41 protein-coding genes are annotated in these 24,278 nt (G+C 64.4%); 7 read left to right on the forward strand and 34 right to left on the reverse strand.

The window, feature by feature from the left end:
* From Q355_RS15695 to Q355_RS0109665, 5 genes are all read right to left on the reverse strand, one after another.
* A partial coding sequence (locus Q355_RS15695) for a phage tail tape measure protein (protein WP_084496098.1) occupies positions 1-1,208 on the reverse strand: 1,208 nt, incomplete at its 3' end.
* A complete protein-coding gene (locus tag Q355_RS16710) occupies positions 1,209-1,367 on the reverse strand; it encodes a hypothetical protein (RefSeq protein ID WP_156941901.1) in 159 nt (52 codons plus the stop codon).
* The gene (locus Q355_RS0109655) at positions 1,367-1,909 is read right to left on the reverse strand and encodes a hypothetical protein (RefSeq protein WP_027877616.1); all 543 of its coding nucleotides are present in this window, start codon (positions 1,907-1,909) and stop codon (positions 1,367-1,369) included. Before Q355_RS0109655 ends, Q355_RS16710 begins: the two co-directional genes overlap by 1 nt.
* A gap of 78 nt (positions 1,910-1,987) precedes the next feature.
* Positions 1,988-2,476: a hypothetical protein gene (locus Q355_RS0109660; RefSeq protein WP_156941902.1), complete on the reverse strand. Its 489-nt coding sequence runs from the start codon at positions 2,474-2,476 to the stop codon at positions 1,988-1,990.
* Positions 2,477-2,687: 211 nt separating this feature from the next.
* Positions 2,688-2,918, reverse strand: a complete 231-nt coding sequence (locus Q355_RS0109665; RefSeq protein WP_027877618.1) for a hypothetical protein — start codon at positions 2,916-2,918, stop codon at positions 2,688-2,690.
* A gap of 163 nt (positions 2,919-3,081) precedes the next feature.
* Between Q355_RS0109665 and Q355_RS0109670 the strand changes: the two genes are divergently transcribed.
* Both Q355_RS0109670 and Q355_RS0109675 read left to right on the forward strand, forming a co-directional pair.
* Positions 3,082-3,321, forward strand: a complete 240-nt coding sequence (locus Q355_RS0109670) for a hypothetical protein (RefSeq protein ID WP_027877619.1) — start codon at positions 3,082-3,084, stop codon at positions 3,319-3,321.
* 15 nt (positions 3,322-3,336) lie between these two features.
* A complete protein-coding gene (locus Q355_RS0109675; protein WP_027877620.1) occupies positions 3,337-3,906 on the forward strand; it encodes a hypothetical protein in 570 nt (189 codons plus the stop codon).
* Between the two features lie 58 nt (positions 3,907-3,964).
* Here the strand turns inward: Q355_RS0109675 and Q355_RS0109680 are convergent, their stop codons facing one another.
* From Q355_RS0109680 to Q355_RS0109830, 29 genes are all read right to left on the reverse strand, one after another.
* Positions 3,965-4,249 carry a hypothetical protein gene (locus Q355_RS0109680; RefSeq protein ID WP_156941903.1) on the reverse strand — a complete coding sequence of 95 codons (285 nt, stop codon included), beginning with the start codon at positions 4,247-4,249 and terminating at the stop codon, positions 3,965-3,967.
* Positions 4,207-5,397 (reverse strand): phage head morphogenesis protein, encoded by a 1,191-nt coding sequence (locus tag Q355_RS16220; protein WP_051529375.1) that lies wholly within the window; start codon positions 5,395-5,397, stop codon positions 4,207-4,209. The genes Q355_RS0109680 and Q355_RS16220 overlap by 43 nt, the downstream gene beginning before the upstream one ends.
* Position 5,398: 1 nt before the next feature.
* A complete protein-coding gene (locus Q355_RS0109690) occupies positions 5,399-6,118 on the reverse strand; it encodes a hypothetical protein (RefSeq protein WP_027877622.1) in 720 nt (239 codons plus the stop codon).
* A 6-nt stretch (positions 6,119-6,124) separates the two neighbouring features.
* Positions 6,125-7,033 carry a hypothetical protein gene (locus Q355_RS16225; protein WP_051529376.1) on the reverse strand — a complete coding sequence of 303 codons (909 nt, stop codon included), beginning with the start codon at positions 7,031-7,033 and terminating at the stop codon, positions 6,125-6,127.
* Positions 7,034-7,037: 4 nt separating this feature from the next.
* Positions 7,038-7,388: a hypothetical protein gene (locus Q355_RS0109700; protein ID WP_027877623.1), complete on the reverse strand. Its 351-nt coding sequence runs from the start codon at positions 7,386-7,388 to the stop codon at positions 7,038-7,040.
* Positions 7,381-7,755 carry a hypothetical protein gene (locus Q355_RS0109705; RefSeq protein ID WP_027877624.1) on the reverse strand — a complete coding sequence of 125 codons (375 nt, stop codon included), beginning with the start codon at positions 7,753-7,755 and terminating at the stop codon, positions 7,381-7,383. Before Q355_RS0109705 ends, Q355_RS0109700 begins: the two co-directional genes overlap by 8 nt.
* On the reverse strand, positions 7,752-9,314 hold the full coding sequence (locus tag Q355_RS15710) for a phage portal protein family protein (RefSeq protein ID WP_169735542.1): 1,563 nt from the start codon (positions 9,312-9,314) through the stop codon (positions 7,752-7,754). The genes Q355_RS0109705 and Q355_RS15710 overlap by 4 nt, the downstream gene beginning before the upstream one ends.
* 216 nt (positions 9,315-9,530) lie before the next feature.
* Positions 9,531-10,793, reverse strand: coding sequence for a terminase large subunit domain-containing protein (locus Q355_RS0109715; protein WP_027877625.1), 1,263 nt, complete (start codon positions 10,791-10,793; stop codon positions 9,531-9,533).
* Position 10,794: 1 nt separating this feature from the next.
* Complete coding sequence (locus tag Q355_RS0109720) at positions 10,795-11,352, reverse strand: phage protein Gp27 family protein (protein WP_051529378.1); 558 nt, start codon at positions 11,350-11,352, stop codon at positions 10,795-10,797.
* A gap of 10 nt (positions 11,353-11,362) precedes the next feature.
* Positions 11,363-11,560, reverse strand: coding sequence for a hypothetical protein (locus Q355_RS0109725; protein WP_027877627.1), 198 nt, complete (start codon positions 11,558-11,560; stop codon positions 11,363-11,365).
* Positions 11,557-11,910 carry a hypothetical protein gene (locus tag Q355_RS0109730; protein ID WP_027877628.1) on the reverse strand — a complete coding sequence of 118 codons (354 nt, stop codon included), beginning with the start codon at positions 11,908-11,910 and terminating at the stop codon, positions 11,557-11,559. Before Q355_RS0109730 ends, Q355_RS0109725 begins: the two co-directional genes overlap by 4 nt.
* Positions 11,911-11,919: 9 nt before the next feature.
* Positions 11,920-12,168, reverse strand: coding sequence for a hypothetical protein (locus tag Q355_RS0109735; protein ID WP_027877629.1), 249 nt, complete (start codon positions 12,166-12,168; stop codon positions 11,920-11,922).
* A 72-nt stretch (positions 12,169-12,240) separates the two neighbouring features.
* On the reverse strand, positions 12,241-12,441 hold the full coding sequence (locus Q355_RS0109740) for a hypothetical protein (RefSeq protein WP_027877630.1): 201 nt from the start codon (positions 12,439-12,441) through the stop codon (positions 12,241-12,243).
* A complete protein-coding gene (locus tag Q355_RS0109745) occupies positions 12,438-12,863 on the reverse strand; it encodes a hypothetical protein (protein ID WP_027877631.1) in 426 nt (141 codons plus the stop codon). The genes Q355_RS0109740 and Q355_RS0109745 overlap by 4 nt, the downstream gene beginning before the upstream one ends.
* A complete protein-coding gene (locus Q355_RS0109750) occupies positions 12,860-13,729 on the reverse strand; it encodes a helix-turn-helix domain-containing protein (protein ID WP_027877632.1) in 870 nt (289 codons plus the stop codon). Before Q355_RS0109750 ends, Q355_RS0109745 begins: the two co-directional genes overlap by 4 nt.
* Entirely contained in the window at positions 13,726-14,196 is a 471-nt protein-coding gene (locus Q355_RS0109755) for a hypothetical protein (RefSeq protein ID WP_027877633.1), read from the reverse strand. Before Q355_RS0109755 ends, Q355_RS0109750 begins: the two co-directional genes overlap by 4 nt.
* Positions 14,189-14,602 carry a hypothetical protein gene (locus tag Q355_RS0109760; RefSeq protein WP_027877634.1) on the reverse strand — a complete coding sequence of 138 codons (414 nt, stop codon included), beginning with the start codon at positions 14,600-14,602 and terminating at the stop codon, positions 14,189-14,191. Before Q355_RS0109760 ends, Q355_RS0109755 begins: the two co-directional genes overlap by 8 nt.
* Positions 14,599-14,889: a hypothetical protein gene (locus Q355_RS0109765; RefSeq protein WP_027877635.1), complete on the reverse strand. Its 291-nt coding sequence runs from the start codon at positions 14,887-14,889 to the stop codon at positions 14,599-14,601. The genes Q355_RS0109760 and Q355_RS0109765 overlap by 4 nt, the downstream gene beginning before the upstream one ends.
* Positions 14,882-15,169, reverse strand: coding sequence for a hypothetical protein (locus Q355_RS0109770; RefSeq protein WP_027877636.1), 288 nt, complete (start codon positions 15,167-15,169; stop codon positions 14,882-14,884). Before Q355_RS0109770 ends, Q355_RS0109765 begins: the two co-directional genes overlap by 8 nt.
* The gene (locus Q355_RS15715; protein ID WP_156941904.1) at positions 15,156-15,449 is read right to left on the reverse strand and encodes a hypothetical protein; all 294 of its coding nucleotides are present in this window, start codon (positions 15,447-15,449) and stop codon (positions 15,156-15,158) included. The genes Q355_RS0109770 and Q355_RS15715 overlap by 14 nt, the downstream gene beginning before the upstream one ends.
* Positions 15,425-15,667 (reverse strand): hypothetical protein, encoded by a 243-nt coding sequence (locus Q355_RS0109780; RefSeq protein WP_027877637.1) that lies wholly within the window; start codon positions 15,665-15,667, stop codon positions 15,425-15,427. The genes Q355_RS15715 and Q355_RS0109780 overlap by 25 nt, the downstream gene beginning before the upstream one ends.
* 97 nt (positions 15,668-15,764) lie before the next feature.
* Positions 15,765-16,082: a hypothetical protein gene (locus tag Q355_RS0109790; protein WP_027877638.1), complete on the reverse strand. Its 318-nt coding sequence runs from the start codon at positions 16,080-16,082 to the stop codon at positions 15,765-15,767.
* 3 nt (positions 16,083-16,085) lie between these two features.
* Complete coding sequence (locus Q355_RS0109795) at positions 16,086-16,334, reverse strand: hypothetical protein (RefSeq protein ID WP_027877639.1); 249 nt, start codon at positions 16,332-16,334, stop codon at positions 16,086-16,088.
* A gap of 2 nt (positions 16,335-16,336) precedes the next feature.
* Positions 16,337-16,771 carry a division/cell wall cluster transcriptional repressor MraZ gene (gene mraZ, locus Q355_RS0109800; protein ID WP_027877640.1) on the reverse strand — a complete coding sequence of 145 codons (435 nt, stop codon included), beginning with the start codon at positions 16,769-16,771 and terminating at the stop codon, positions 16,337-16,339.
* Positions 16,768-17,202, reverse strand: a complete 435-nt coding sequence (locus Q355_RS0109805) for a hypothetical protein (RefSeq protein WP_027877641.1) — start codon at positions 17,200-17,202, stop codon at positions 16,768-16,770. Before Q355_RS0109805 ends, mraZ begins: the two co-directional genes overlap by 4 nt.
* On the reverse strand, positions 17,199-17,543 hold the full coding sequence (locus Q355_RS0109810; RefSeq protein WP_027877642.1) for a hypothetical protein: 345 nt from the start codon (positions 17,541-17,543) through the stop codon (positions 17,199-17,201). Before Q355_RS0109810 ends, Q355_RS0109805 begins: the two co-directional genes overlap by 4 nt.
* Positions 17,544-17,634: 91 nt before the next feature.
* Positions 17,635-18,450 carry an AAA family ATPase gene (locus tag Q355_RS0109820; RefSeq protein WP_027877643.1) on the reverse strand — a complete coding sequence of 272 codons (816 nt, stop codon included), beginning with the start codon at positions 18,448-18,450 and terminating at the stop codon, positions 17,635-17,637.
* A 27-nt stretch (positions 18,451-18,477) separates the two neighbouring features.
* Positions 18,478-20,460, reverse strand: coding sequence for a DDE-type integrase/transposase/recombinase (locus tag Q355_RS0109825; protein WP_027877644.1), 1,983 nt, complete (start codon positions 20,458-20,460; stop codon positions 18,478-18,480).
* Positions 20,457-20,678: a helix-turn-helix domain-containing protein gene (locus Q355_RS0109830; protein ID WP_027877645.1), complete on the reverse strand. Its 222-nt coding sequence runs from the start codon at positions 20,676-20,678 to the stop codon at positions 20,457-20,459. Before Q355_RS0109830 ends, Q355_RS0109825 begins: the two co-directional genes overlap by 4 nt.
* 144 nt (positions 20,679-20,822) lie before the next feature.
* Between Q355_RS0109830 and Q355_RS0109835 the strand changes: the two genes are divergently transcribed.
* The 5 genes from Q355_RS0109835 (at position 20,823) to Q355_RS0109855 (ending at position 24,270) form a co-directional block, all read left to right on the forward strand.
* Positions 20,823-21,464, forward strand: a complete 642-nt coding sequence (locus Q355_RS0109835; RefSeq protein ID WP_245597550.1) for a helix-turn-helix domain-containing protein — start codon at positions 20,823-20,825, stop codon at positions 21,462-21,464.
* A 99-nt stretch (positions 21,465-21,563) separates the two neighbouring features.
* Positions 21,564-21,854 carry a hypothetical protein gene (locus Q355_RS0109840; protein WP_027877647.1) on the forward strand — a complete coding sequence of 97 codons (291 nt, stop codon included), beginning with the start codon at positions 21,564-21,566 and terminating at the stop codon, positions 21,852-21,854.
* Positions 21,855-21,964: 110 nt separating this feature from the next.
* Entirely contained in the window at positions 21,965-22,948 is a 984-nt protein-coding gene (locus tag Q355_RS0109845) for a phage protease (RefSeq protein ID WP_084496100.1), read from the forward strand.
* A complete protein-coding gene (locus Q355_RS0109850; RefSeq protein ID WP_027877649.1) occupies positions 22,948-23,352 on the forward strand; it encodes a hypothetical protein in 405 nt (134 codons plus the stop codon). Before Q355_RS0109845 ends, Q355_RS0109850 begins: the two co-directional genes overlap by 1 nt.
* A gap of 12 nt (positions 23,353-23,364) precedes the next feature.
* On the forward strand, positions 23,365-24,270 hold the full coding sequence (locus Q355_RS0109855; RefSeq protein ID WP_027877650.1) for a Mu-like prophage major head subunit gpT family protein: 906 nt from the start codon (positions 23,365-23,367) through the stop codon (positions 24,268-24,270).
* Positions 24,271-24,278 lie beyond the last annotated feature (8 nt).

Genomic DNA, 24,278 nt, shown 5'->3' on the forward strand with positions numbered 1-24,278 from the left:
CCCAGCCCCGCCGTGAGGCCCCCCAGCGCGCTGCTTAGCCCCGGCATGGCGTTGATGGCGCTCATCACCTGATCCAGGAAGCCCCGCACGGCCCCCACCACCCGCTGCACGGGGGGCAGGAAAACCTGACCCAGGGTGATGGCGATGGCCTGGAGGTCGTTGCGCAAAAGCTGGAGCTGGTTGGCGGTGGTGGCCGAGCGGCTGGCGAACTCCTGCCCTACGCTGCCCGCGTAGGCCTGGCTGTCCCCCACCAGCTTATAACCCTGCTCCACCAGCGGCAGCGCCTTGGCCAGCCGGGCGATATCGTCGGCGTATTCCTGGCCGAAGATCAGGCTCAAGACCTTGAGCGGGTCTTTGGAGTTGTTGACGGTGCGCAGGAAGTCCAGGATGGCCCCCTGGGCGTTCTTGCGGATGGCCGCCTCCATGCCCTCGGCGCTGTAGCCGATGGCCTCGAGGCCCGTCTTGAGCTGCTTGCTCCCGGTGGTGGCGTTGGCCAGCTTGTTGATGAGGGCCTGCAAGCCGGTGGCCACCACCTCGGGCTGGGTGCCGGTGGCCAGCATCGCCGCCCCCAGCGCGGCCATCTGCTGGGCGGTGAGGCCCACCAGCTGCCCGGTGCCGCCGATGCGCCGCAGCACCTCCAGAATCTGCGGGGCGGTGGCGGCCATGTTGTTGGAGAGGTGGTTGACCGCGTCGGAGAGCTGCACCACCTGCGGCTGGGTCATGCCGAAAATGTTTCTCAGCTTGGCCAGGGTGTCCCCGGCCTCCTGGGCGGAGATATCGAAGGCCACCGCCACCTTGGCGGCATCCTCGGTAAAGCCGGCCAGCTCCTCCAGGGCAATTCCCGCCTGGCCGGCAGCAGCCGCGATCTGGGTCAGCTCGGCGGCGGAGCGGGGAATCTGGCGCGACAGGGCGATGAGCTGCTTCTGCAGCACCTCGGGGCCCAGCGCAGGGGTGAACTCCACCACCTTTTTCACATCGGCGAAGGCCGACTCGAACTCGATAGCGGCCCGGGTCGCCAGGCCGATCGGGGCGGCGACGGCCAGCGCAGCGGCGGCCAGCGAGGCCCCCATCTGGATGCGGTCGATGGCCGAGCTGGTCTGGACGGCGGCCCGCTCGAGGCCCCCCAGCGTGCGCACGATGTTGTTGGCCGGGCCGGAGATGCGATCGGCCAGGTCCACCAACACCTGCAGGCGCATGAGCTGGTTCAACTAACCCTCCGGTTTATCGGATTTCGAGCTTTCTTCCAGGGTGCGGAGGCGCTCGAGGGCGGCCTCGAGGTTGGCTTGCAGATAGGCCACGTTGAGTTCGGCCTGGGCCAGCTTCTGGGCCAAAATCTGCAGCGCGCGCTCCATATTGGGCTCGGGCATCAGGGCCTCCAGTTCTGCGGGATGCGGGCCAGGGTGGTGATGGTGTCCCACTGGGCCAGCGGGGTCAGGCGCAGGGCGCTCCTGCGCACAAACCACTTTCCGCGGTCGGCGCTGGTATTCTCGGCCACGCAGGGCTGGCCTTCGATCTCGCCAACGTAGATGCCAATGTGCCCCTCGTTGTCTGGCGCAGTTCGAGGGCTGGTGGGGGGTTCGTCGAAGTGGCGGCTACTGAAGAGCAAGTCGCCCGGCTGTAGCAGGCGCAGCAGGCTGGTACGCTGGCTGGGGTTGGCCGGGTCGTAATCGGCAGTGGAAATGGCCCAGCCCATCCGCTGCACACCCAACTCCACATCGTGCGCCCAGCGCGATTTATCGGGGTCAGCCTTGGTATCATCTAATATCCGGCTGTAGATTTTCCAACGGTTGGTATCAAGAGCCCGTGCCACCGCCTCAAAGGTAAAGGCCACGCACCACTTGCTGATGGTGGGAAATCCGGGCAACTCACGGCGAACAGCCTGGATAGCGATTTTGGCAATCTTGCTCAAGGTGCCCTCCAAAAGAAAAAGCCAGCCCCGAAGGGCTGGCTAGGTTGAGTGTAGTTTAGCAGTTTACGGCGGGTTTGGCTACCGAGCCATGCTCTTCAGCATACGCTGCAACACCTGCACCTGCTGCGCAAGCAGGTTGAGCAGCTCGCTGTTGGGCTGCTGCGGGCGCAGCGCTGGCCGAATGATGTGCTGATTCATCTGGGAGCGAACCCAGCCGTGGCGGTGGGCGAGGCGAATGACGGTTGTGCGCGGTACGCCGGAAAGCCGCTCGATGGCCTGATAGCTGTACAGGCGGCCATCTGGAGCCCGCACCTCGCCCGCCAGCATGGCCAGGGCCAGCGCGCGGTCGCCTTTGGTGTGCTGACGAAAAAGGCCAGGGAAAAGCGGCTGCGGTTCGGGCGCACGGTAGGGCTCCTCAAAGAGAAGCCGGTCGAGCGTCTCGAAGGCCCAGCGCTGAAACTGGATGATGCGCTCGCGCTTTGCGGGGTCTTGGATGCGGTTGGTGGAGATTTTGGTTACGACACCGATTACACCGGGGCGTCTCAGGAACGCTGTTCTAATCGGCATTCCTTTCCTGGTGGTTGTTACAACCACGCGATAGGTGCTCAGGACTGGATCACCCTGCACAAGCTGGTACAAGGTTTTGCGATCGTATTCCAGCAACTCGCACAGCCGCGCCATTGGTACTGCTACATCCCGCCTTCCTGCCACTTCCAGCCAGGCTACTGGCAGCGTTCCGGTCGGCGACTGGATATCCTTCTTGCGAACCAATTGGGCCTCAAGCATTGTCATCCTCCCTGTCCACCGCCAGCAGCGCCGCCAAGGGCACGCCGCCGTCCACCAGGCCCGCGTGGTACACCTCGCGCAGGCACTCCACAAACAGCGCCCAGTCCTCTGCGCGGGCAGCGTCCCAGACCGCCAGCGCCAGGGGGTCGAGCCGGTTGAGCAAAAAGCCCCCCCTGGGGGTGTCCTCGAGGGGAGCCTTGCTCCAAAACGCCTGCCTTGCCATGCCTATATGCTTGTTGGTATCATACATCCTGTACCTCCGTAACATTGGAGTTCGCCAAGAAGCCGCCTTTGGAGAACGCTTCTTGGTTGCCCGCATTATGTACAACTCTCTATATAGAGTCAAGTCATTTACTACAAATACATATAGCGCATAAGATGTGGCCATGTCGTGCAGGCCCAATCTCAGCCCTCTGCTAAATCTTTTGAGGCGGGAGCGGGTTTCGCTTTATCGGCTTTCGGCAGCCTCTGGCGTAAACTATGCGGGCCTGCACCGAGCCACAAAAGGAAAATCAATACCCGACCTCCACACCCTCGCCCGCATCAAGTGCGCCCTGGAGGAAATCCTGGGGCGGTCGGTTTCGCTGGATGAGCTGGTAGAGGTACGGCGAGAGCGGCAGGATTAAGTTATCATTGGCTGCATGAAACAAAAACTGTTGGTAGCAATGATTGCTGTAGTAGTCGGCCTTTCTTTGGCTCAAAAAGTAGACATCAATAAGGCTATGTCGGCCCTCAAACAGGACAAACAGGTAACCCTGCTAAAGGAAGTTAAGCTGCCACCTCCACCTCCCCAGCGCTCTGCCGAAAAGAAGTATGAGGTTCGCGTCCGCAATGAAGCCGACGAAGTGTTCAACTACATCATCTTCCTGGCTGCTCCCAAAGGAAAGCGCTACTTCAACCTCTACTCTGTGCGTTTTGAAGATAGCTACTCCTTTGACAATGCGCTTTACGGCCTCGGCTATTTAACAGGTTTCTTGATGCGGGCTTGTCTGGGGCTGACGGAAGAGAGCACCAAAAAGCTAGTGAACTGGTTTTCTGAAAAGGTTGAGCAAATCCAAGAAAGGGGAATCGGCGATTTCTCTCGGGATTTTGGGCCTGTAGAAATGAGCTTGATGGGTGGAGTGCGCTTCGACAAAAGTGGGCACCTGATTGTGGTGCTTCAGCGCAAGGGCGAGCCCGGAAAAAACTGGCCCCAGTGGTGCGAGCGATAGCAACGCTCAACTCTTTGTAACGACTCCCCGTTCTGAAGAACGGGGAGTCGTTACAGCTTCAGATTCCAAGGTCGGCCAGGAACAGCTCCCAGGCCTCCGGGATAGGAATCCCCTGTGCCCCGAGGCGGGCCCTCTCGGCGAAGATCTCCCGGGCCAGGGTCAGGGTTGCCTCCCGATCCTGGAGGGCCGCATCCTCCAGGTAGCGCCGGAAGGGAGTCCACTCCTCCACGGCGGCCAGAAGTTCGTCCGGGTCCGCGTCAGCCTCCAGCAGACTCTTCAACCAGCCCCAGTAGCCCTGAGCTAGTTGGAGGGGACGGTAAGCCACGGTGGTCGTCTCAGCCACGTTGTCTCCTGCCAGGGAACATTCAGTTTCTCCAAAGCGCTCACCCCATAGCCTGTGGCCAAGGTGCTGCTGTGGAAGGAGTATACCACGAACCAGAAGCGGCCAACTCGAGGCCCCCGAACGGAATCGGGTAGGGCGGAGGTGGGCACCATGACCGCCAACACGGGCCCCTGAGCCCGAGCGAAAGCCAGCACCGCCACCTCCGGGTGGGCCGCTACCTCGCGGCACACGCGCTCGTACTCCTCGGGGGTCGTGGTGGGGAGCACTTGCTCCTCCAGAATACGTGTAGCCAGGTGGGCTTCCAGGGATGAGGCTCTGCTCTTCCCCAAAAGGGCGGCCTGCTCCGGGCCCAGCAAGCGCTCTCTGCGGTTGAAAGGGGCAGCGTAGACCTGCCCGGCAGCGACGAGCCAGTCCCGGGGCTCCGGCCTGGCCTGCCCGCGGCTCTCTGCCAGCTGCCGCAGGCGATCCCTGGCCTCGGGGTGGGTAGCCAGGGTTCTGAGGTAGGCCCGCCACAGCTCGGGGTGGTAGTCCCTGGGCTCCGGGCTCCAGGCCTCTCGGCCTGGCGGGCGGCCAAAGCCCTCCAGGGGGGGTTGATCCGGCGGGCGTTGGGTGATGCGGCCCTCGGCCTGGGCCGCGCTGTACGTTACCAGGGCGGTGCGGCAGCGAAAATGCAGGGGCGGGATATGCGTGTTCCAGAAGGGGTGGTCGGCAGGCAGCACCACCCCGGCCAGGTTGAGGCAGATGCGCGAGGTACGGCCATCCAGCACCACCGAGAGCCCCCAGTAGGGCCGCTCTTGCCGCAGCTCGTCGGCGGCCTTCCAACGGCCTGCCCCGTAGGCCGATTGTAGGTTGGTGTCGAAGATGGTGCGCAGCCGGTGCGCGCTGGCACCCCCCCAGGCCCGTTGGATGCGCTCGGAAAGGCGGTCTTTAAACTGCTCAAAGGTCTCCCCCTTGGCGAGCGCGGCATCCAGCGCGTCCAGCGCCTCCTGCACCATATCGAGCTGGGCCAGCCCCGCCACAAAGAAGGCCCGGCGGCGGGCCTCCTCAGAAAGGGCGCGGTAGGCCGGGTCGGGCAGGGGCAGCCGGGCGCGAAACCAGGCGATGGCCTGCTCGGGGTCGGTGGGGGTGGCCTCGACGTTCCAGGGCATGTCAGGGGTTGGATGGCAAAACAGTTAGCCGCCAACTCTCCACGGTGGCAGTTTGAGTCACGGTAGTGGACGAGCTACGGATGCTCATCGCCACCGTTTGCGTGCCGGTCAGGTCGCTGGCGGAGGCCTGCCAGGCGTAGCGCCCGGCCTGGGCGCCGGTCAGGCCGGTGTTGCTAGCTCCTGGGGCGCTGCGCTCATTTTGCAGCGCAATCCGGGTTAGGGTGGTGGAGCTAATGGAGAATCGGCACACCGTATAGTGCACCGCGCGGTTGGTGGAGCTGGCGGCGTGAGTGGTGGAGTCGGCTGCGTCCACCGTGATGCCGCCAATCGAGCAGCGGTAGGTGTAGGTCGCTGTGGCCCCCGAGTTGTTGATGATCGTGTACCACACCTCGAGTAAAACCGTTGTCCCCGCCGAGATATCAACACTCCGACTAACCAGGTTTACGTTGGAGGTCGAGTTAATTGCGATGTCGCTGTTGGGGGCGTTGCTGTAGATAGTCGGCCCGCCCCCACCCCCCGGAGGCGCGGCCCAGCTGCCATCGCCACGCAAAAAGGTCGTGCTGTTGGGGGTGCCGCTGGCCCCGATCTTGGCAATGGTCACGGCCCCGTTGGCGATTTTTGGAGTCGTGATAGCGCCATCCCGAATTTGGTTAGAGGTGATGCCCTGCGCCAGGGCATAGATGGCCCCGGCCAGTAGGAGTAGTCCCAGGAGTGCCCGCATATACCCCTACTTCAAATAGTCCACCAGGATGCTATCGCCCGCCTGGGGAGCGCTCACGAAGGTGATGGTATTGCCGCTGATGGTGTAATCGAGCCCCGCCCCCCGGCGCTGGCGCACACCGTTGAGATAGACGCGCTCGCTCCCGGCCACGGGAGTATTCGCCAAAGTAAACACTGTGTTGGAACCATTGATGGTGCCTGCTGGCGATTCTCCCGTAACGAAATCGGCCTTCCGCAGCAGGATCGCCGGGTCTACGCCAACGCCAGACCCGCTCACGGTGAGGCCAGAGCCGCTCACCACCTGCACCGAGAAGGTGGAGCCGGTCAGGATTAAGCCGTCCCCGGCGCTATAGCTGCCCCCGTTGGTCTCCTGGGCAAAAACCAGGTCGGTAGTGCCCACCGTGATGGGGCCGTCGGTGATGAGGTTCCAACGGCTGTTGCCGAGGGTAGAACCCTCCGAAACGAACACCTGCAGACCGGGTTTGACCTCATCGTTGCCGTCAGCGTCCTCGGCTCGGGTCAGGGCCGCACCTGGGCCGTTGAATACGTACAGGCCGTTCTGGGTCTGGTTGGTCTGGTAGGCCAGAAATAAAATGTCCCCGTTGCTCAGCGTGACGCCGTCGAAGGTGTTGGTGCCGGGGTTGCTGATGTTGACGTTGCCGGTGGCGGCGGCGCGGGCCACCCGGCGGTAGAGCACACCGCGAATGGCCTGCTTGACCTGGCCCCAGTTGGGCGCGTCGCTGTCGGCCACCGCGTTGCCTACGTTGAGCAAGCGCTGGCCTCCCAGGCTGAAATTGCCGGTCATGCTCACGCTGCCGTCGGCTTTGAGGAGTAGCGAGCCATCCTGCACGTTGCCGAGCGGCAGGGTGCCGCGCACTTGTCTAGCGTTGGTTAAGTCGATTTTTTGGTTGCTCATATGCTTACCTCGCGTAGGTGATGATCAGGCTGTCTCCGGGTACGGTGCTGAAGGCGATGTTGAGGGTCTGACCGACCAGATAGAAATTGAACTCGGCCAGGCCGTTCAGATGGACGTTTACCGAGTTGGGGATTGGGGTGTGGGGCAGGGTGATGGAGCCGGAGAAGGCCGGGGGAATTACGATTTCCAGGCGCTCAAAAGCGGCATTCCCGCCAGAAGACGAAGGCGCTACCAGGGCCGGTCGCACCACGTATACGGCCTCGGTGCGTGGCGGCTCGATCTGCAAATCTAGCTCCTGAAGCTGCAGTTCCAGCTTCAGCTCTTGCAGCTCCAGCTCGAGCACCACCTCAGACATTGCGCTCCCCCTTCCGATCCTGTATATCGAGTTGGCCGCGCAGGATGGTGCGGGGGCCATCCGGCCCCACCAGCCGCAGGACATAGCGGGCCCGCCGCAGGCTCCACAGCGCAGTTTTGCTGGCCGGGATGGTGATCTGGAAGGCTCCGGTGCTGGTGTTGAAGGTGATCTCGCCTGGCTCGGCCAGGTAGATGGGCGCATCGGGCCCCGGCCCCCCGTAGGCCGGCCACACCTCGAGCTGCAAACTATGCCCCGGCCAAGAGGTCGAGCCCGTGCGGGTGGTAAGCCGGCCAGAAAACCCCCACGCTTCCCCGCGAATGACAATCTGCGGCACCTCGGGGATGCGGTTGTAGGGCAGTACGCTCATCGGCTATCCTCCCGCTGGGCCAGCATCCCGGCCAGCTCTGCCATGAGCCAGCCCGCCTCCACCAGCTGCCGCAGCGCGCGGGTATCCAGGTCGGGGAACAGCTCAATCAGGCGCTCACGCAGCTGCTGGGGGCTCTGGGCGGCCTCGATCTCCCGCAAGAGCCGGGCCAGCACAGGCGAAAGGCCCTCGGCAGCGGCCTCGGTGGCGGCCTCGATCATCTCGAAGACGAACTGCTGGCCGCTCATCATGCCGGGCCGCAGCTCCCGTTCCAGCGCCGCCAGGGGGCTGCGGGCCTCCTGGGGGGCCATCTGGGGCGTGCCCAGGCGCAGCAGAATCCGCTCATCCTGGGCAGGCTCCGGCAGGCCAAACTTCTCCGCCACCCAGCGCAGCGAGATGGGGTAGCCCATCTGCTGCAGGATGTCGAGGGTCTTGGCCTGCTGGGCCAGGTCCTCGGGCTCCTCCACGATGCCGATGATCTTGGGGGCCAGGCGGGCGCTGTCGGTGCCCGCGTTGAAGATGGCGAAGGGGGTCGCCAGGTCGCGCCGCAGGGTGCTGCTCAGGGCTGCCACGTCGGCCTCGAGCAAATCCAGCCGGGTGCGGCGGTGTTCCCGGCCCAGGGCCTGGGTGCCGTGCTCTCCCTCCCCCGTGGTGAGGGTCTGGCCCAGCGTGGCCAGGGTCATCTCACGGTTGGCGATCTCGTAGATGCCCCGGTAGACCTCGGGGCCGCCGGTGGCCTTAGCCACCTCGATGATCTCGATCTCGGTGTCCTTACTGATGATGCCCGCGGCATCGCTGCCCAGCGCCCGCACCGCCCGCTCCAGGGCCTCCATCTCCTCCTTGCTGGTGGCCGGGTCGTACTTGCCCAGCCGGTAGGGCTGGCCGTAGACCTCGGCGTAGACCACCCAGTCCTTGATGGCGTAGTGCTTGAACAAATACCACCAGGCGTTGGTGCGCATCAGACCCGCGCGGGTGGGGCTGCCGCTGCGGGCCTTGTAGCGGTGCTCGATGGCCTGGCCGAAAGTGGGCGCATAGCCCTGGGGGTAGCCCTCGGCCTGGATCAGAAAGCGCTTCTGCTGGGTATCCCAGATTAGCAGCCGGGGGTCAATGTGCTCGAGCTGCCCGGGAAACCACATCCCCCCGTCGCGCCGCCAGGCCATCCCCACCAGGCTCACGCCCTGCCCCAGGGCATCCTGCAGATCGAGCATCCAGCTCACCCGATCGGAGTTGTCCCACCACTCCCGCAGGGCCTCGGCCAGCCGCCGGGCCTGGGGGCTGTTGTCCGCCGGCTCGATGCGCCACTCGATGCCGATGGCCGAGAGCTTGCGGTCCTGCATGATCTGGGAGAGCACCCCATCGCGCTCCTCCATCTCGCTAAATAGTTCGGCCTGCTGCTCCAGGTACCCCTCGTCGGCCTCGTAGATGATGCGGGCCAGCTTCTCCGGTGTTAGCCCACGGCTGGGGTAGTTCGCATAGGGCCGGGATAGCCCCACCACCGCGCTGGGGTGCTGGGCCGGGGGTTTGCCGCTGATGGGATTACCAAACTGATCCAGGATGGGCATGGGCCTCCAAGCAGAAGCCCCTGCCGCGAGGGCAGGGGCTAGGTTACCTCCAGTATAGCCGGGCCAGGTGGGAAAGGTGCAGCCCATTTTGCGCCACGCTAAATGTCACCAGGTTTTTCCGGCCGTTTTAGGCGGGGGGAGGTGGGGGTCTAGGGGGAGAGCCGAAGGCCGGGTCAACCCCCGGCTAGATTTGGCGCTGAGCGGCCCACAGGGGTATCAGAGGGTACCTCTCCCCCCCGCAAAGCGCCCCGCTTCCACGGTGCGGTATTCGATAGGCCCCCGGCGGGACTCCCGGGCGTGGCGGGCCAGGGCCTTGGCCCAGAAGTGATCGGCGTGGTCGCCCTCGTTGCGCTCGGCGTCGTAGCGCACGTTGCCTGCGCTGGTCACGATGCGCTTGACGCTGTGCAGCGACTGGCGGATGCGCTGGTTGCCTGCGGGGATGCGCTCCTTGCGGTCCTCGAAGCCCAGGCGCAGGCCCTGGGCCAGATCGGCCTTGGTCTCGAGGTTGAAGTGCACCGGCTCCACCTTCCAGCCAAATTTTCGCCGGGCCTCCTCGGCCAGCATCTCCCCCATCCCGGTAGCATCTATGCAGGCCCGGCGAACCCGCGGCAGCAGGGCCGAGAGGGCCTCGAGCTGGGCGTGGAAGGGGGTGTTGTGCAATTCGATCACTTTCCGGGCCCAGGCCACATCCCCCACCACCTCATCCACCCAGATCACCGTGAGGTCACGGCGCCGGGCGATGTCCATGCCCAGGTAGGCCTGGTCGGGGTCCCACTCGTCGGAGAGGGTGTCGGCCTCGGCGGCCAGGATCAGGTCGTAGGGGATGAAGGCGCTGCCCTCGTCCACGAACTCCAGCAGGTACTCCTGCTGCCAGGCGATGGGGTCGGCGATGGCCCGCTCCAGCTCCTCGGGGTCGATCTGCAGGCCCTCGCGCACGGCGTCGTAAATGGTGGTGCGGTGGCGGCTCCAGCCCTCCCCCCGCTCCCACAGCTCGAAAAACTGGTTGGCCTTGCCGTTGGGGGTGCTGGTGATGCGCACCTTGAACTCGGGGTTGCGCGTGATGATGGGGAAAACCGCAGTCCAGATGGCCTTGGAGTCGCGGTGGAAGGCGAACTCGTCCAGGTTCAGGTTGCCGCTGTAGCCCCGCGCGGTCGCGGGGTTGGCGGGGAGGAACAGGTGGCGTGAGCCGTTGGGCAGGCGGTACTCGAGCTGGGTGTACTTCTCCTCGCCCTCAAAGAAGTAGTCCTCCAGGGCCTCCGCCGCGATACGGTAGGCGTCCAGGTGGAGCTTGACCTTCTCGGCCAGCTCGAGGCTCTGCCGCTGGCCGCTGGAGAGATGAATCCAGAGGGTTTTGCGCTCCAGGCTGTCGTCTACGGTCTCGAGGGTGCTGGCAAAGCTCTTGCCGATCTGGCGGGCCGCCAGCCAGATTTTGAAGCGGCTCTTATCCTGCACCCAGCGCTTCTGGTATGGCAGCAGCATACTATTGGCCCAATCCGTAAATCTCCTGGCGGATGGTAGCCAGGGTCTCGGGGTCGAGGTTGCGGGCCGCCAGCCGCTTCTCTACCTTTTCGGCCATCATGGCGGCCTGGTCTTTGCTGAAAATCCGCTCGGCCTTTTCCAGCTGCAGGCTGGCCGTCACCGCCCGCACGCCGGTCTCGAGCATCCGCCCAACGGCTTTCGGGTCAATCTCTGAAGGGTCGAAGGTTTCCAGGTAGCGCAACAGCTTGTGGATGAGCACATTGGTAAATGCGGCCTGCAGGCTCATCTGCTTGCCGGTGGCCTGGCCGATGGCCTCCATCACCTGCTGAGCCTCGAGGGCCGCGCCCAGGGCCGGCAGCAGGTGGTTGGTGCGGTGGCGCGAGAGGCTGGCCGCGCTCAGCGCCTCGCCCCGCTCGGCGGCCCAGGCCACGATGTCCTCGATGCGGTAGGGGGCGCCGTCCTCCGGCTTGCGCACATCCCCCAGCAGCATGGCGTCGATCTGCTCGCGCAAGGGCGAGAGGCAGACCCTACAGCGGGTGGACTGCACATAGATGGCCACAACTCCCCCCCTACCTGGGCATGATCCAGCCGACAAAAGCCGCTATGGCCAGCAGGCTGTAGAGCCGCCAGCCCGGCTTGGCCGTGCGGCGCAGGATGAGCGCCTCCAGCTCGTCCAGGCGCTCCATGATGCGCTTCTGGCTGGCCTGGGCCGCCAGCCGCAGGGCGGTCATCTCCTCCCGGATGTCGCGCAGCTCCGCCGGGCTCATGCCCTCCTCCGCGGGAACGCTACACCGGGGTCGGAGATGTCGCCGTTGCACAGGTCCATTCCCCGGGCGGTGATCTCGGCGTACTCGAAGCCGCCACGGCCATCGTTGCGCCAGGCCACGTTGATGTACTCCTTGCCGGGTGCGCTCAGGTAGCGCAGCACCGATTCCAGCTCCTCATCGCCGGGCAGCATGTGCAGGCCCTCCAGGGTCAGCTTCAGGGAGCGCTCGGGCAGCCGCCAGGGCGCATCGGGGTATAGGGGTTTGTCGTCGAGGCCCGTCGCAAATAGGTAGAGGGCGTACAAAACCTCGCCGCGCAGGATTTTGATGCGTTGATTGCCCAGTCTCGACATAGCTCCTCATCAGGGATTGGGGATGGCGGGAATCTTCACGCCCAGCAGCGCGGCCAGGATGCCCACCACGATCAGGGCAGTCTTCCAGAACTCTGCCGTCCAAAAAAAGGGTGTGCGGCCCTGGGGCATGCGCTGCAACAGCTTTATAGCCAGCATTTTTTCCCGCATCTTCCGTATCTGCTCCTCCCGCCCATCCGGGGCCTGTGCCGCCAGCTCGTCCAGCATATCTTCCAGTAGTGAGCGCTCCAGGTCATTCATCCCCGTCCATGAACGAGCCCCTGCCGCGAGGGCAGGGGCTAGGTTACCTCCAGTATAGCGCCAAATCCTGGGTTAATTGTCCAGCGGCTGCACCATGTACAAAGCGCGGCCATCCTGCACGGTGTACCAAATCCAGTTGCCCTTGTAGCGGAACGATTCCCGCAGGATTTTGCCGTCCAGCGTCATGGGGCGGCCCACGCCCGCCAACCCGCGATAAATGGGGATCGCCCGGGTATGGGAATGCACCGCCGAGTCCAGTTCCCTGATGTTCATCGCACCTCCTTGCAGATCTGCCGCAGGCGAATGGCCAGCTCGGCGATGCGCTCATCCACGTTGCCCCGCTCAAAGCGGCCCCGGCTTTTGCGCCAGCGGAAGATGGTGGCCCAGCGGCTGCCCGCAATCTGGTAGATCAGCAGTTCGCGCTCGGCGGGGGAAAGCTCGTCCACAAATGAGTCGAAGTCCCTCTTCCACAGGCGAAGCTCATGGGCCTCGATGCCGGCCTCGGGCAGCTCGGGCACGTAGATGGGCAGGCAGCTGGCGCGGTGGGGGTTGTGGCCCCCCAGTACCTTCTGCCAGCTGGCCCGGCCCCGCCCCACCATCCAGATGGCCCGGAAGGCGTGCTCGGCCTGCCAGAGGTACCGGCTGCGCTCGGCGAGCGGTACCTCTCCGTCGGTGGTACCAGGAACGTGAATCAAGGCTGTGCCTCCGAGAGGTACCACCCATCTTCAGTCCGCCGGATCAGGCCCTCTTCTTCCAGGCGGTCCAACCAACGGCGTACCGTGCTCTTGGGCCAGCCCAGGTCCCGAACCAGGACGGTCAAAGTAACAGGGGCCTGGTACCGCGCCATCACACTGAGCAGTTCACCGGCCCTGCCTTCCACGCTCCACTCCAGATCCACGCTACGCTCCCGCATACGCAGCGTGGCGCGCTCGCTGACAGCACCAGCGGTACCGGCAGCTTCACTCACACGTTCGCGGGGCGGTACCTGGGGTGGTTCCGCGGTACCTGAATGTGCTGTCTGAGGTACCGGGCTTGGCACATGGGTGTGCCACACAGCCGGTACCTGCGGTACCTCTGAAGCCGTTTGGTGCGGTACCTGCACCGGCGCAGCGGTACCTCTGTGTGCCACTGGTTGATTCAGCGGTACCTCTGGGGCCACTGGGTGCGGTACCTGCACCGGCACAGCGGTACCTCCGATAAGCTCCCCGACCACCTTGCCCACCGCGTAGGTACCGACCGGTACAAAGAGGCTCATGAGAAAAACTTCCCATAGGGCCAGCTCCGGCGCACCCCGGTGCATCGAGAGGGCGTTGCCCACCCAGACCAGCCCCAGGGCGGCCAGGGCGCCACCCCCTGCCCAGCGAGATTGCCGCAGCAGCGAGTTGGAGAGCAGCGAGAGCAGGAAGGCGGTAAACTCCAGGGCCCCGGCCAGGCCCCAGGCCAGCTCACGCGGCAGCTTGCCCAGCGATAGGGCGTACCACTCGGCCAGGTGGCCGGTGCTCATGATGAGGGTGGCAAAATAAGCCAAAAGCAGCAGAGTGATCATCAGTTTGTGGATCATGGCATCACCACCTTGATGGCCCCGATGCGGGGCACCAGACGATAGGGTGGGCGTTCGGGGTTGGGGCAGTGCCCCGCCCAGCCCGCTTTGGGATCGAAGGTGCAGGGCTCGGTGAGTACCTGTACGAGATATCCCAGGCCAAAATGCTTCCAGCCCTGGGTGTGGCCCAGCTCGTAGCGTTCCACCTCTGCGCGCCGGGTCTGAAGGGCGTCGGCGGACATCAAGTGCCTCCAACGGGCTGGCTCGAAGTACACCGTGGTCCCGGCCAGGTTGAAGCCCATCAGGATGTTGTCCTGGGGGCTATACTCTACCCGCCAGATGGTGGTGGGGGTCAGGTAGGCTTGCGCCCCGGAAGGGTTGAGTTCCAAAGCCACGCTGAAGCCCCATCCCACGAGCTGCCCCCCGGCCAGGAGGCCCAGGGCCAGGGCGGCCAGGCTGAGCAGGCCCAGCTCGGTTACTTCAACCACGGCCCCACCTCCGCATCGAGTTCTCCGCCTCAAAAAGGGCCTGCTGGATGGTCTGGGGCATCTCACTGTCCCCCCAGCGCAGGGTGCGGGCCTCGCGGTAGGCCAGCACCCGCTCCAGGCTGCTTTTGATATAGCTCAGGGCGTAGGCCATGATCCGGTCGGCCTGCTCGGGCGAGTTGGCGATGTGGTAGCGCCGGGTCATGGGGTCGAACCCAACCACCTCGGGCTTAGCCCCGGTCACGCTGGGGCGGGCCGAGAGTTTGGCACACAGCTCCACCGCCTCCCGCATCTCCCGGTCCCCCACGCCCAGGGCATGGGCCAGGGCATCGCGGTCTAGGCCCTGGGGCCCGGCCTCCCAAAGGGCGCGGAAAACCGCGCGGGCCAGTTCAACCTTAGGGTCGCTCATGCTTCCTCCCAGGTGTAGGGGCCGTACTGGCCCAGGTAGGTGCGGAAGGTCTGCTCGCCGATGTCCAGCCACTCCCGCAGGGTGTAAAGGTAAATGCCGTAGCGCGGCTGCACCTGGCCACTTTCTTCCTCCAACCCGTTGAAGCGCACGGCGGTCTCGAGCTCAGCGCAGCGGATCTGCACCGTCACCCCAGGGCGGTCGTGGAGGAAGGCCAGGAGCTGCTCGAGGTTGGCCGCCTTGTCGGGCCGGGCCTGTTTGAGGGCCTGCAGGCCGCGGGCGCTAGGCATGGGCTTCCTCCCTGGCCATGTGTTTTTCGATCAGCTCCAGCCCGGCCAGGCCAATGCCCCGGCAGGGCAGGCCGGTGAGGTGCAGCTTGAGCCAGCGCCAGACCTGCTGTTCGCTGGGGTAGGTGGCTTCCATCTCGGGCTCCACCTCGTAGGTCTTGATGTAGCCCCCATCGGGTTTTTTCCAGACCGAGTAGAAGGTGCCCTTCAGTACCAGCCTGGGGTGGTCGTAGACCTGGATGCGCTTGGCGCGCAGGCGTTTGCGGATTTCATCCTTCGTCATCGCAGTCCTCCGATAGGCGCAAGGGCCGCACGTTGTGCAGCACGCGGCCCAGGGTGCGTGCCGGGAGTTCCAGCCACTCATTGGCGCTGGGGCTGTAGAGGCCGTAGATGTGAACCACCTCCCCGGGCTCGTAGCCCAGGGGCAGCTCGGGGTCGAACTGCTCCGGCAGGCAGGCCTGGTAGAGGTAGCACAGGCGCATGGCCACGTTGCCCCGCAGCAGGAGCAGGTGGGGGCGGGGGTTCTCCCGCAGTTGCACTAGAATCTCGCCGGGGGTGAGCATAGCCAGCACTCGATGTCGTCGAGCATCCCCCGCCCGCCGCAAATCGGACAGGCAGGGTGGATGGCCGCGCGCAGGCGCTCGGCGGCTTCCAGGGCTTCCGCCACCTCGTGGTAGAGCTGGGCCGCGGGCCAGTTGCGGTTCTTCTCGCAGATGCGGGCATAATGCCGGGCCTGGGCCGGGGTCTGGCAGCGCTGGTAGGCGCGGTCGAGGGCGCTCATGCGTCCTCCTCCCTCCGGCTGGCGGCCAGCACGGCCATCATCAGCATCCCCAGCAGGCCTCCCAGGATGTAGCCCAGTAAAAAAGCGGTTCCGGCGCTCACGGCATCTCCATCCCCCGCAAGCGGTGGGGGTTGCGCAGGGTCTCGATGGTGGATTCCTTGGTGGCCTGCTCGTAGAAAATCTCCGCCGAGGCCATATAGGCGGCCAGCATGCGCCGGGCCAGGCCCTTCAGGGGGCCAGGCTCGATGCTGCCGGTCTCCTTCAGCTCGCGGATATGGGCGAGCAGGTCGGTGGCCATGTTCTGCAGGTGGAAGAGCAGGTAGTCCTCCGGCTTGTACTCGGGGGCCGGGAGGCTGTCCAGATCGGCGTATACGGGCTGGGGGTTGGTGGGCTGCTTGTTTTCGGGTTTTTTCATGGCTTACTCCTTTTCGAAAACGACCAGTTTGTTGCCGTGGGGGGCGATGGCGTAGGCTTTGAAGCCTGCGTATTTGGCGCAGATGCGGGCCTCCTGCATGGAGGGCTGGCCCACCCGGCGGAAGAGCACCAGGGTGCGGCGAGCGCTGCGGGTATCGGCCACCAGCCAGAGACCTTTGCTCAGGCAGGTGCTGGCCCGACCGTTCTGGGCCTGGGCCTGGGCGAAGAGGGATTGGATGACTGTTTCCAGCATGGCTACCTCAAAAAGGTCTGGATCAGCTCCAGGCCGTCGCGCTGGGCCTGGGGTGAGGTCAGGCGGGCCAGTTCCTCGCTCCAGCGCCCAGGGCTCCACAGTTCGAAACGGTTTTTCATTCCGATGATGACCACCTCCTCGCGGATATCGGCGTGGGATAGGAGCTGTGGGGTCAAGGTGGTGCGACCGGCGGCGTCGAGGCGACCCTTCAACGCACCGCCGATCAGGAAGCGGGCCAGGGCCGCCGCCTTGGGGTTGGTGATGGGGAGCTGGGCCAGCTCGGCCTCCACCCGCTGCCAGACCACCAGGGGGAAGCCATAGAGGCAGCCTTCCAGCCCCCGGGTGATCACCAGCCCGTCGCGCAGCTCGTCGCGGAAGGCTTTAGGCAGCAGCAGGCGGCCCTTCTCGTCCAGGGCGTAGTGGTGCTCCCCGGTCATGACAGAACCCGCCCCCGCCCGGCCATATCGGCCAGGGTCTTTTCGTCGATCTTCTTCTCGAAAATCTCGGCGGCGTAGCTGATCAGCGCGGCGTAGAGGGCCTTGCGCTCGTGCTCCAGGGCGTCCTTCTCAAACACCAGCTTGTCGATCTGCACCGCGATCTGCTCCAGGCGGTCGGCCAGGTGCTCATATTCGATGTCCTCGTAGACCTGCACCCGCAGGTAGTCGCTGCGCTCGGCCTCGCTTTTGAGCTGCTTGTAGCTCTCGCGCAGGCGGGCCCCCTGGCGCACGTAGGTCTCGCGGCGCTTCAGGGCCCGCTCGGTGTTGTCGCGCTCGGCCCGCATGGCCACCAGCTGGCGGTTGATGCGGGCGATCTCCACCGGAATCTCCAGCAGCCGGCGGCGGCGTTGTTCGGCAAAGTCGGCGGTCATTTTTCCTCCTGCAATAGGACAGATGTGATTTCTTCGTCGGGGTAAACCCGCTCCAAAAGAACCTTTCTCAGCACCTGCCCCCACTTGCCGGGAAGCAGGTGGATTTCGATCTGGGTCGCCAGCACCTGCACGGTGTAGGTGGCGCCCATCTCGCCGCGGGGGTTCAGGTTGCGCAGGGTGATCACCGCGCCGTCCTGCAGCCAAGGGATGTCCCCGCGGATGTAGTTGATGGGCTTGGCAGGCCAGTCGCCGGTCTCGGTGGCCAGGTACAGCAGGGTGGCGATGTCGTCCAGGCGGGGTATGCGCTCCCCCGCCACCTCAATCTCCCGGCGTTTGCGCACTAGCGACCTCCGTACCATGCGATGGCGTGGATGATCAGCACCATCAGCGCACCCGTAGCGATGTCCACCAGTAGCAATGCCAGCTTTTGTTTCATTGGCTACCTCCCGCCAGGTTGAGCTTTTGCGAGACTGCCACCACTGCTTTGACCGTGAAGGTGGCGCGGCTCAGTCCTTTATCGGCGTTGCGGGCGATGGTGCGGTCGATCTGCTTCACGAGCCGCAGCACGTCCCGCATCACCCCGCCCGTGAGTTCGTAGATTTTCTGGCGGCTGGCCTTGGGCAGCCCGGCCAGCATGGGCATCTCCACCAGTTCCTCGGGGCTTACCGGCTCCGCCTCGGCCACCACCCCGATCCGGCTCTCGATGTCCCGCCAGCGGCGGATCTGGGGGGCGAAGTCCTCGGTGCAGATCAAGATGAAGGTGCTGGATGTTTCGTCGGCCAGATATTTGAGCACCTCGAACGACTCCCGCGGCATGCGCTGGGCCTCGTCCACCACCGCCACCATGCGCTTGGCGCTGAGCTGGGTGTGCACGGTGTGCAGCAGGTCGCGGAAGCGGCGGGGGCGGGGGATGTAGAGGTTGAGGGCCAGGGCCTCCAGCAGGGCGTTGGGCTCGTAGTTGGGCTGGGCGTGAATCCAGGCCGTGTTGAGCTGGGGCCACTGCTCCCGCACATAGCGCAGGAAGTGCCGGGTGGTGACGGTCTTGGAGCAGCCTGCCGGGCCGGTGACCAGGGCGAAGGGGAACTCGTCCTCCACCGCGTCGCGCAGCCGGGCCGCGATGATGCGGGTGGCGCGGGTCTGCACGAAATCGGTCTCGTCATCGAGCACGTCCCCGTACTCGCTGGCCAGCCAGTCCTCTACGATCTTGTCTACGTCCTCGGGGTTGATGTATGGTGGTTGTTGAGCCATATAGCTCCTTTCTGCTTCAGCGGGGGTCTACTCCCCGTTGGAGCCCATGTTGTGCTGGGACGACAGGTCTAATTCGTCGTCCAGGGTGAAGCCTGCAGCCAGGAACTCTGCCAGGGCCTGCTCCACCTCGCGGTCGCCTGGCGCCGGGTCCAAACGGGCCTGGGGGCCAGAGATTTGCAAGGTTTCGGGTTGGGGTTGGGGTAGGTCGGGGGCCCGGCGGGAGAGGGCCTGGTCCAGCCGCACCATAGGGTTCATGAACTGGGCCCGAATCTCGTCGGCAGCCGCGTGGATATCCCGAATCTGCTGCCGCAGCTTGCGCCGCATCTCGCGGGCTTCCTCGCCCAGGGCGCTCCAGTTCTGGGATTCGAGTGCGCCCAGAATCTGCAGGCTGCCGTCCCGCCGAGGCATGGCCGCGGTGTACTGGGCCGCCGGGAGGATTTCGTTGATCAGCACCACCACGTCCATGCCCTGGTAGCGGATCAGGCTGCCGTCGGGCAATCCCCAGGCCCGCCCGCGCAGGGTGATGGTGCCGTTGCCGCGCACCCGCCGGGTCTCCTGGCGGGAAAACAGCAGCATCAGGTCGCCGAAGTCGTAGTGCACCCGGCTGCTCCTGGGCGCGGTCTCCACGAACAGTTCCTCGCGGGTTTTCCTGCCCAGCAGGGATTTGTGGTAGTCCTGGGTGAGCCATAGCAGGGCTTTATGTTTGAACTCCTCCTCGGTCAGGAGGCGCTCGGGGTAGGGGTCGGGGCCGCCCTCGGCCATCCAGCGGCGGGTGTTGTGCAGCAGCCGGGCCAGGCGCTGGTGGTCGCGCTCGTGCACGTCCGAGCCGGCGTAGCCCGGCAGACCCGCCTCGAACTGCTGGTGGAAGAGGCCGAAGAAGCGCTCGATGTTGCCGCGGCTGTGCGAGACGTAGGGCCGCGAGTGGGTGGACTCGATGCCCAGGTCGGCCAGGATGCGCTCGGATTTCTCCGAGCGGTAAACCTTGCCGTTGTCCCAGTAGATGCGCTCCGGGCGGCCCCAGATGGGCCAGTGGGCCCGCCAGGGCTCAGGCTTTTCCAGCAGGGCCAGCATGAGCATCCGGTCGGTGGCGGCCTGGTCCTCGTCGCGCGAGAATACGAAGGCCGGCACTGCGCCGCTGAACACGTCGATGGCCGCGTGGATGCGCAGCCGCAGCACGTGGTTGGTGTAGGGGTCGTACACAAACGCATCGCAGCGGGTCATATCCACCATCCAGAGCTGGTTGGCCCGCTCGGTGAGGATTTCCCCGCTCCAGACCCGCAGGTGTTCCTTGCGGGCGCGATCGTCCATCAGCGTGACCCGCAGTACGGGGTCGGACTCCATCTGTTTGCGGATGCGCCGAATGGTGGTTGCCGACAGGGTGCTCCAGTCCCGGCTGTTGGGGAAGGGGCGGTAGCGCAGCAGGTTTGGGTCGTTGAGTTCGATGATGCGCCGGATGCGGGGGGCGCTGTAGCGGGGGTAGGTCATCCACAAGCCCACCACCAGCTCGTAGAGTTCCCGTGGCAGCCGAACCACCCCGGCGTCCCGCCGCATACGCCGGGACAGCGCCTGTTCGGAAAGCTGGGAATGCCGGAGGCGCTGCACCAGGCGGATCACCTGTCGCTTGGAGTAGCCGTGCTGCCGGGCCGCCTGCTCCAAGAGGCGGTTTCTCTCGCCGGGGTTGGCTGCGCGGTACTCGGCGTAGAAGGGCAGCAGCCAGTTGTGAGCCTCCCGCAGCTCGGGGGTGAACTCCGGCTGGGAAGCGGGGGCGGTATCTGATGGGGCAGGCGGCTCTTCCAGGGACGACTGCAGGATAGGGGGACTGTTCTGCTCGAATACGCGCCGCAGGGAATCCAGGTTGACCAGGCGCTTGCGGGTGTAGCCGCCGCGCTCGAGGGGAACCTCAACCAGGGTGGATTCGACATCTGGATGCTCCAGATATCGTTCGATGGTGCGAATGCCCTTACTAAGGACTCTCGCGGCTTCGGGGATAGAAACAAAACGCGCTGTCATAGACGTGTTGTCTCCATATGTGGCGTTTCAGATGAAAAAAAATCGGTGCTTACGCCGTAAACCTTAGCGATACGCTCTACCACATAGAAGCTGACGCGCTTGCCCCGGCGACCCGCCAGGATATGCTCGATGGTTCCTACTGCCAGGTTTGCCTTCGCCGCTAGCGATCGTGGAGTATCCCCGTGTTGGCTCATCAGATCGTAAAGCTGCTTTTTCATGTGCAAACACCTCTTGGCAACATATGGAGCATTAGTAAGATGCTACATATGGAACCCACATCTGTCAATGACCTGGAAGCTGCGCTAGCAAAACGCAAACCAGGGCCGTTACGAGGCCCTTTCAATGATTGGATTCTTGAGACAATGAAGAGGCGAGGTATTAACACCCTTGAGGAGTTCGCTAAGCAGTCGGGTATTTCGAGAGGGACGTTGTATCATCTTGTTAGGGGACGAGTTTCTCCGAAGGGGACTTGGGTAAAGCCATCAGTAGACACCCTGTTAGTTCTTGCTAGATTCCTCGAGCGTCCCATTCAAGACCTAATTTTTCGGCTTGAGCCAGACGCGCCTGGAGTGTCTGAACAGGATCGGACTATCGCCTGTGGGACGGTAAAGGTTTTCGGTGTCGTAGGCGCTGGCCCCGGCCAGTTCGAGCCCACGTTAAAGAGCGTCTATGTTCCTGCCGTTGTGGCCAAAGGGCGACCACTTGCGGCATATGAGGTCAGGGGTGACTCGATGTGCGGAGGCAAGCGCCCCATCTGCGATGGCGACATCATCGTGGCAAATATGGCCGATAAGGGTTGCAGCGGCCAGGTGGTGGTAGCCCGCCTTGTGGATGGGAGTTTTGTGTGCAAGGCTTTGAAGGAGGATAAGTTTGGCAGGCGGCTAATGTCGCTCAATCCCCTTTACACCAACTCCGCCCCGCCGGTTATTCCTGCTGAGGACGTGGACGAGGTCATCGGGCGCGTGGTCTGGGTGCAGGGGGCGCTGAATGGTGTGGAGGAATAGCTGCGCGGCCCATCGCTACATGCTATATTAGAGGTAACCTAGCCAGACATTCCCCGGAGGAAGCTCCGGGGGTTTTGTTTGGCCCAAAGGAGGAAGTGTGTGCTGAAATTCGCATCAATCCTGGCTGTCGCCAAGCTCGTCTACGCCGCGCTGGGCCTGGTGGTGCTGGTCGTGGAAGACATCATGGACGGCCAGCCAGGGGCACAGAAAAAGGAAGCTGCAATGGCTCGGGTAAAGGAAGTAGTGACGGGCATTCTGGGGTACTGGCCCGCTTTTATTCCCGATGCCCTCCTGGGATTCCTTATCGACTGGGTGGTGAGTCGGTTCAACGCCGATGGCACCTTTCGTAAAAGCTCTGGCCCTCAGACCAGCACCCCAGCCGCATCCTGATACATGGCCACTTTCGCCGGAGACCGCACGATTAGAAAACCGCAGCTACTGGCGGTTGAAAACGGGTTTGCCTTTGGAGTTGTTCGAGCGGCTCCCCTGGGAGGTTCAGTTTGCACACCCTGACCTCTTCCGGCGTCACTTCGCAGATATCCTTGCAGGACGGTGGCGTCCCTAATCGGATTCCGCTGCATCCGTTCGGTGAGTTTTTCGGCAATGGCCGCCGGTTTGTGTTCGATGAGGCCAGTCTGGCGGCAGTGCGGGAGCAACTGCGCCAGAATGGCCGGCCCTGGGTGCTCGACTGGCACCACGCCACGCTGGATGTGGAGGCTGGCAAGCGGGACAAAGCCCCAGCCGCTGGCTTTATTCAGGATGTGGTGGTCGAAGAGGGTTATGTGTATGGCCTGGTTGAGTGGACCCCGGAAGGGGCGGCGGATGTGATGAAGGGGGCCTTCGCCTTCATCTCCCCGGTGCTGCTCCACACCGAGGACGGTCACGTCGTCGGCTACCACTCGCACGCGCTCACAAACCGCCCCGGCACGCAGTGGCAACGCCGGATCGGTATGGAGGAAAAAATGGACTGGTTAAGACAGATGGTAGGACTCCCCCCGGATGCCGGGGAGGAGCAGGTGCGCGCCGCGCTGGAGGCTCTGCAAGCCCGAGCCCAGCTGGGCGATCTACTGGTGCAATCGCTGGGCCTCAGCGACGCCACCGTGACCCCCGAGCTGCGGGCCCGGGTCATCCGGCTGGCCGCCAACGAGCAGGTGCTCGACGAGGTCAGCCGCCTGCGCGAACAGTTGGAGCAGGAGGCCCGTCAACGCGAGCAGCAGCGTATCCAGGCCCTGGTGGAGGCCGCGTTGGAAGACGGACGCATCCTGCCCAACCAGCGTGAGTTATTCCTGCGCCTGGCGGCCAGCGACTTCGAGGCCACCCGCATGGCCCTGGAGGCCCTGCCTCCCCGCGTGCCCACCCAGCTACCGCAGCTACAGCCTGCCCAGAAGCAAGGTCGCGCCGCGCTCAGCGACAACGACCTGGCCGTAGCGCAGCTGGTGGGCGTTTCCCAGGAAGCCTTATTGAAATACGGAGGTGATGATTAATGCCCGCAGCAACTGCCCCGCGCGATACCTTCATGCGTGAAGGCGATTTGTTTAGCATCCCTGTAAAGGCCAATACCCGCATCTGGCAAGGCACCCTGGTGGTAAGCGATGCCGGGTTCGCCGCCCCAGGGCGCACAGCGCTCAACCTGCGGGTGATCGGTCGGGCCGAGGAGACCGTGGACAATACTGGTGGGGCCAACGGCGCGGTCAGCGTACTGGTGCGCCGCGGGGTATTCAAGTTCGACAACGACCCCGGCGACGCCATCACCCAGGCCGATCTCTGGGCCGACTGCTTTATCACCGACGACCAGACTGTCTGCCGCACCAACGGTGGCAACACCAAATCCAGAGCAGGCCGCATTGTGGATGTTGAATCCGATGGGGTCTGGGTAGATACCCGCTAATGGAGGTCATGCGTGATCATCAATGATGCCAACCTTGCCAGCCTGCGCCGCAGCTTCCGCGCGCTGGCCTACGAAGCCCTATCCCAGGTCGATCTGCAATGGAGCCAGATCGCCATGCAGGCGCCCAGCAACACCAGCGCCAACACCTATGGCTGGCTGGCGGACGTTCCGGGGATGAAGGAGTGGGTGGACGAGCGGGACATCAAAAACCTGAGCGAGTCCAGCTACACCATCCGCAACCGCGACTTCGAGCTGACCGTGGCGGTCAAACAAAACGACATCGAGGACGACAACCTGGGCGTGTACACCCCTATGTTCCGCATGCTGGGGGAGGAGGTGGCCTACCACCGCGACCAGCTGGTATTCGATGTGCTCAAGGCCGGCTTCACCCAGACCTGCTACGACGGCAAGACCTTCTTCGCCACCGACCACAAGGTGGGCAAGCAGACCGTCAGCAACCGGGGCAACGTGCCCCTGACCGCAGCCAACTTCGAGGCCGCCCTGGCCCAGATGCAGAAGATCCCCAACGCTGCCGGGCGGCCCATGCGCCTGTTCATGGGCACCGGCGAGCGGGCCCCGCTGCTGGTGGTGGGGCCCGACCTGCGGGCCACCGCCGAGAGCATCGTAGCCCTGCGTACCCTCTCCGGTGGCGGGGAAAACCCCAACTACCAGAAGGCCCGTCTGCTGGTGGTGCCCGAGCTGTCGGGCGCTGCTTCGGCCTACTGGTTCCTGCTCGAGACCAGCCGTGCGGTCAAGCCCCTGATCCTGCAGGTGCGCAAGGAGCCGCAATTCACCGCACTGGATCGCCCCACCGACGAGAACGTCTTCAAGCGCAAGGAGTACGTCTACGGCTTTGACGACCGCAAGAACGCGGGGTACGCCTTCTGGCAGCTGGCCTACGGCAGCACCGGCGCTTAATTGAGAGG

Origin of the sequence: Meiothermus cerbereus DSM 11376, from assembly GCF_000620065.1 — a bacterium.
In the GTDB taxonomy this organism is placed as follows: domain Bacteria; phylum Deinococcota; class Deinococci; order Deinococcales; family Thermaceae; genus Meiothermus; species Meiothermus cerbereus.

Coding starts and splice junctions, on each gene's coding strand:
- Q355_RS0109670 (WP_027877619.1), top strand. CDS start 3,082: ATGTCGTGCAGGCCCAATCTCAGCCCTCTGCTAAATCTTTTGAGGCGG.
- Q355_RS0109660 (WP_156941902.1), bottom strand. CDS start 2,476: ATGCCGATTAGAACAGCGTTCCTGAGACGCCCCGGTGTAATCGGTGTC.
- Q355_RS0109730 (WP_027877628.1), bottom strand. CDS start 11,910: ATGTCGAGACTGGGCAATCAACGCATCAAAATCCTGCGCGGCGAGGTT.
- Q355_RS0109700 (WP_027877623.1), bottom strand. CDS start 7,388: ATGTCTGAGGTGGTGCTCGAGCTGGAGCTGCAAGAGCTGAAGCTGGAA.
- Q355_RS16710 (WP_156941901.1), bottom strand. CDS start 1,367: ATGCCCGAGCCCAATATGGAGCGCGCGCTGCAGATTTTGGCCCAGAAG.
- Q355_RS16220 (WP_051529375.1), bottom strand. CDS start 5,397: ATGCCCTGGAACGTCGAGGCCACCCCCACCGACCCCGAGCAGGCCATC.
- Q355_RS0109690 (WP_027877622.1), bottom strand. CDS start 6,118: ATGCGGGCACTCCTGGGACTACTCCTACTGGCCGGGGCCATCTATGCC.
- Q355_RS15710 (WP_169735542.1), bottom strand. CDS start 9,314: ATGCCCATCCTGGATCAGTTTGGTAATCCCATCAGCGGCAAACCCCCG.
- Q355_RS0109770 (WP_027877636.1), bottom strand. CDS start 15,169: ATGACGAAGGATGAAATCCGCAAACGCCTGCGCGCCAAGCGCATCCAG.
- Q355_RS0109835 (WP_245597550.1), top strand. CDS start 20,823: ATGAAGAGGCGAGGTATTAACACCCTTGAGGAGTTCGCTAAGCAGTCG.
- Q355_RS0109760 (WP_027877634.1), bottom strand. CDS start 14,602: ATGAGCGACCCTAAGGTTGAACTGGCCCGCGCGGTTTTCCGCGCCCTT.
- Q355_RS0109735 (WP_027877629.1), bottom strand. CDS start 12,168: ATGAATGACCTGGAGCGCTCACTACTGGAAGATATGCTGGACGAGCTG.
- Q355_RS0109825 (WP_027877644.1), bottom strand. CDS start 20,460: ATGACAGCGCGTTTTGTTTCTATCCCCGAAGCCGCGAGAGTCCTTAGT.
- Q355_RS0109790 (WP_027877638.1), bottom strand. CDS start 16,082: ATGAAAAAACCCGAAAACAAGCAGCCCACCAACCCCCAGCCCGTATAC.
- Q355_RS0109705 (WP_027877624.1), bottom strand. CDS start 7,755: ATGAGCGTACTGCCCTACAACCGCATCCCCGAGGTGCCGCAGATTGTC.
- Q355_RS0109765 (WP_027877635.1), bottom strand. CDS start 14,889: ATGCCTAGCGCCCGCGGCCTGCAGGCCCTCAAACAGGCCCGGCCCGAC.
- Q355_RS0109740 (WP_027877630.1), bottom strand. CDS start 12,441: ATGAACATCAGGGAACTGGACTCGGCGGTGCATTCCCATACCCGGGCG.
- Q355_RS0109750 (WP_027877632.1), bottom strand. CDS start 13,729: ATGATCCACAAACTGATGATCACTCTGCTGCTTTTGGCTTATTTTGCC.
- Q355_RS0109850 (WP_027877649.1), top strand. CDS start 22,948: ATGCCCGCAGCAACTGCCCCGCGCGATACCTTCATGCGTGAAGGCGAT.
- Q355_RS16225 (WP_051529376.1), bottom strand. CDS start 7,033: ATGAGCAACCAAAAAATCGACTTAACCAACGCTAGACAAGTGCGCGGC.
- Q355_RS0109820 (WP_027877643.1), bottom strand. CDS start 18,450: ATGGCTCAACAACCACCATACATCAACCCCGAGGACGTAGACAAGATC.
- Q355_RS0109665 (WP_027877618.1), bottom strand. CDS start 2,918: ATGGCAAGGCAGGCGTTTTGGAGCAAGGCTCCCCTCGAGGACACCCCC.
- Q355_RS0109780 (WP_027877637.1), bottom strand. CDS start 15,667: ATGAGCGCCCTCGACCGCGCCTACCAGCGCTGCCAGACCCCGGCCCAG.
- Q355_RS0109715 (WP_027877625.1), bottom strand. CDS start 10,793: ATGCTGCTGCCATACCAGAAGCGCTGGGTGCAGGATAAGAGCCGCTTC.
- Q355_RS0109725 (WP_027877627.1), bottom strand. CDS start 11,560: ATGAGCCCGGCGGAGCTGCGCGACATCCGGGAGGAGATGACCGCCCTG.
- Q355_RS0109805 (WP_027877641.1), bottom strand. CDS start 17,202: ATGACCGCCGACTTTGCCGAACAACGCCGCCGCCGGCTGCTGGAGATT.
- Q355_RS0109675 (WP_027877620.1), top strand. CDS start 3,337: ATGAAACAAAAACTGTTGGTAGCAATGATTGCTGTAGTAGTCGGCCTT.
- Q355_RS0109830 (WP_027877645.1), bottom strand. CDS start 20,678: ATGAAAAAGCAGCTTTACGATCTGATGAGCCAACACGGGGATACTCCA.
- Q355_RS15715 (WP_156941904.1), bottom strand. CDS start 15,449: ATGCTCACCCCCGGCGAGATTCTAGTGCAACTGCGGGAGAACCCCCGC.
- Q355_RS0109795 (WP_027877639.1), bottom strand. CDS start 16,334: ATGCTGGAAACAGTCATCCAATCCCTCTTCGCCCAGGCCCAGGCCCAG.
- mraZ (WP_027877640.1), bottom strand. CDS start 16,771: ATGACCGGGGAGCACCACTACGCCCTGGACGAGAAGGGCCGCCTGCTG.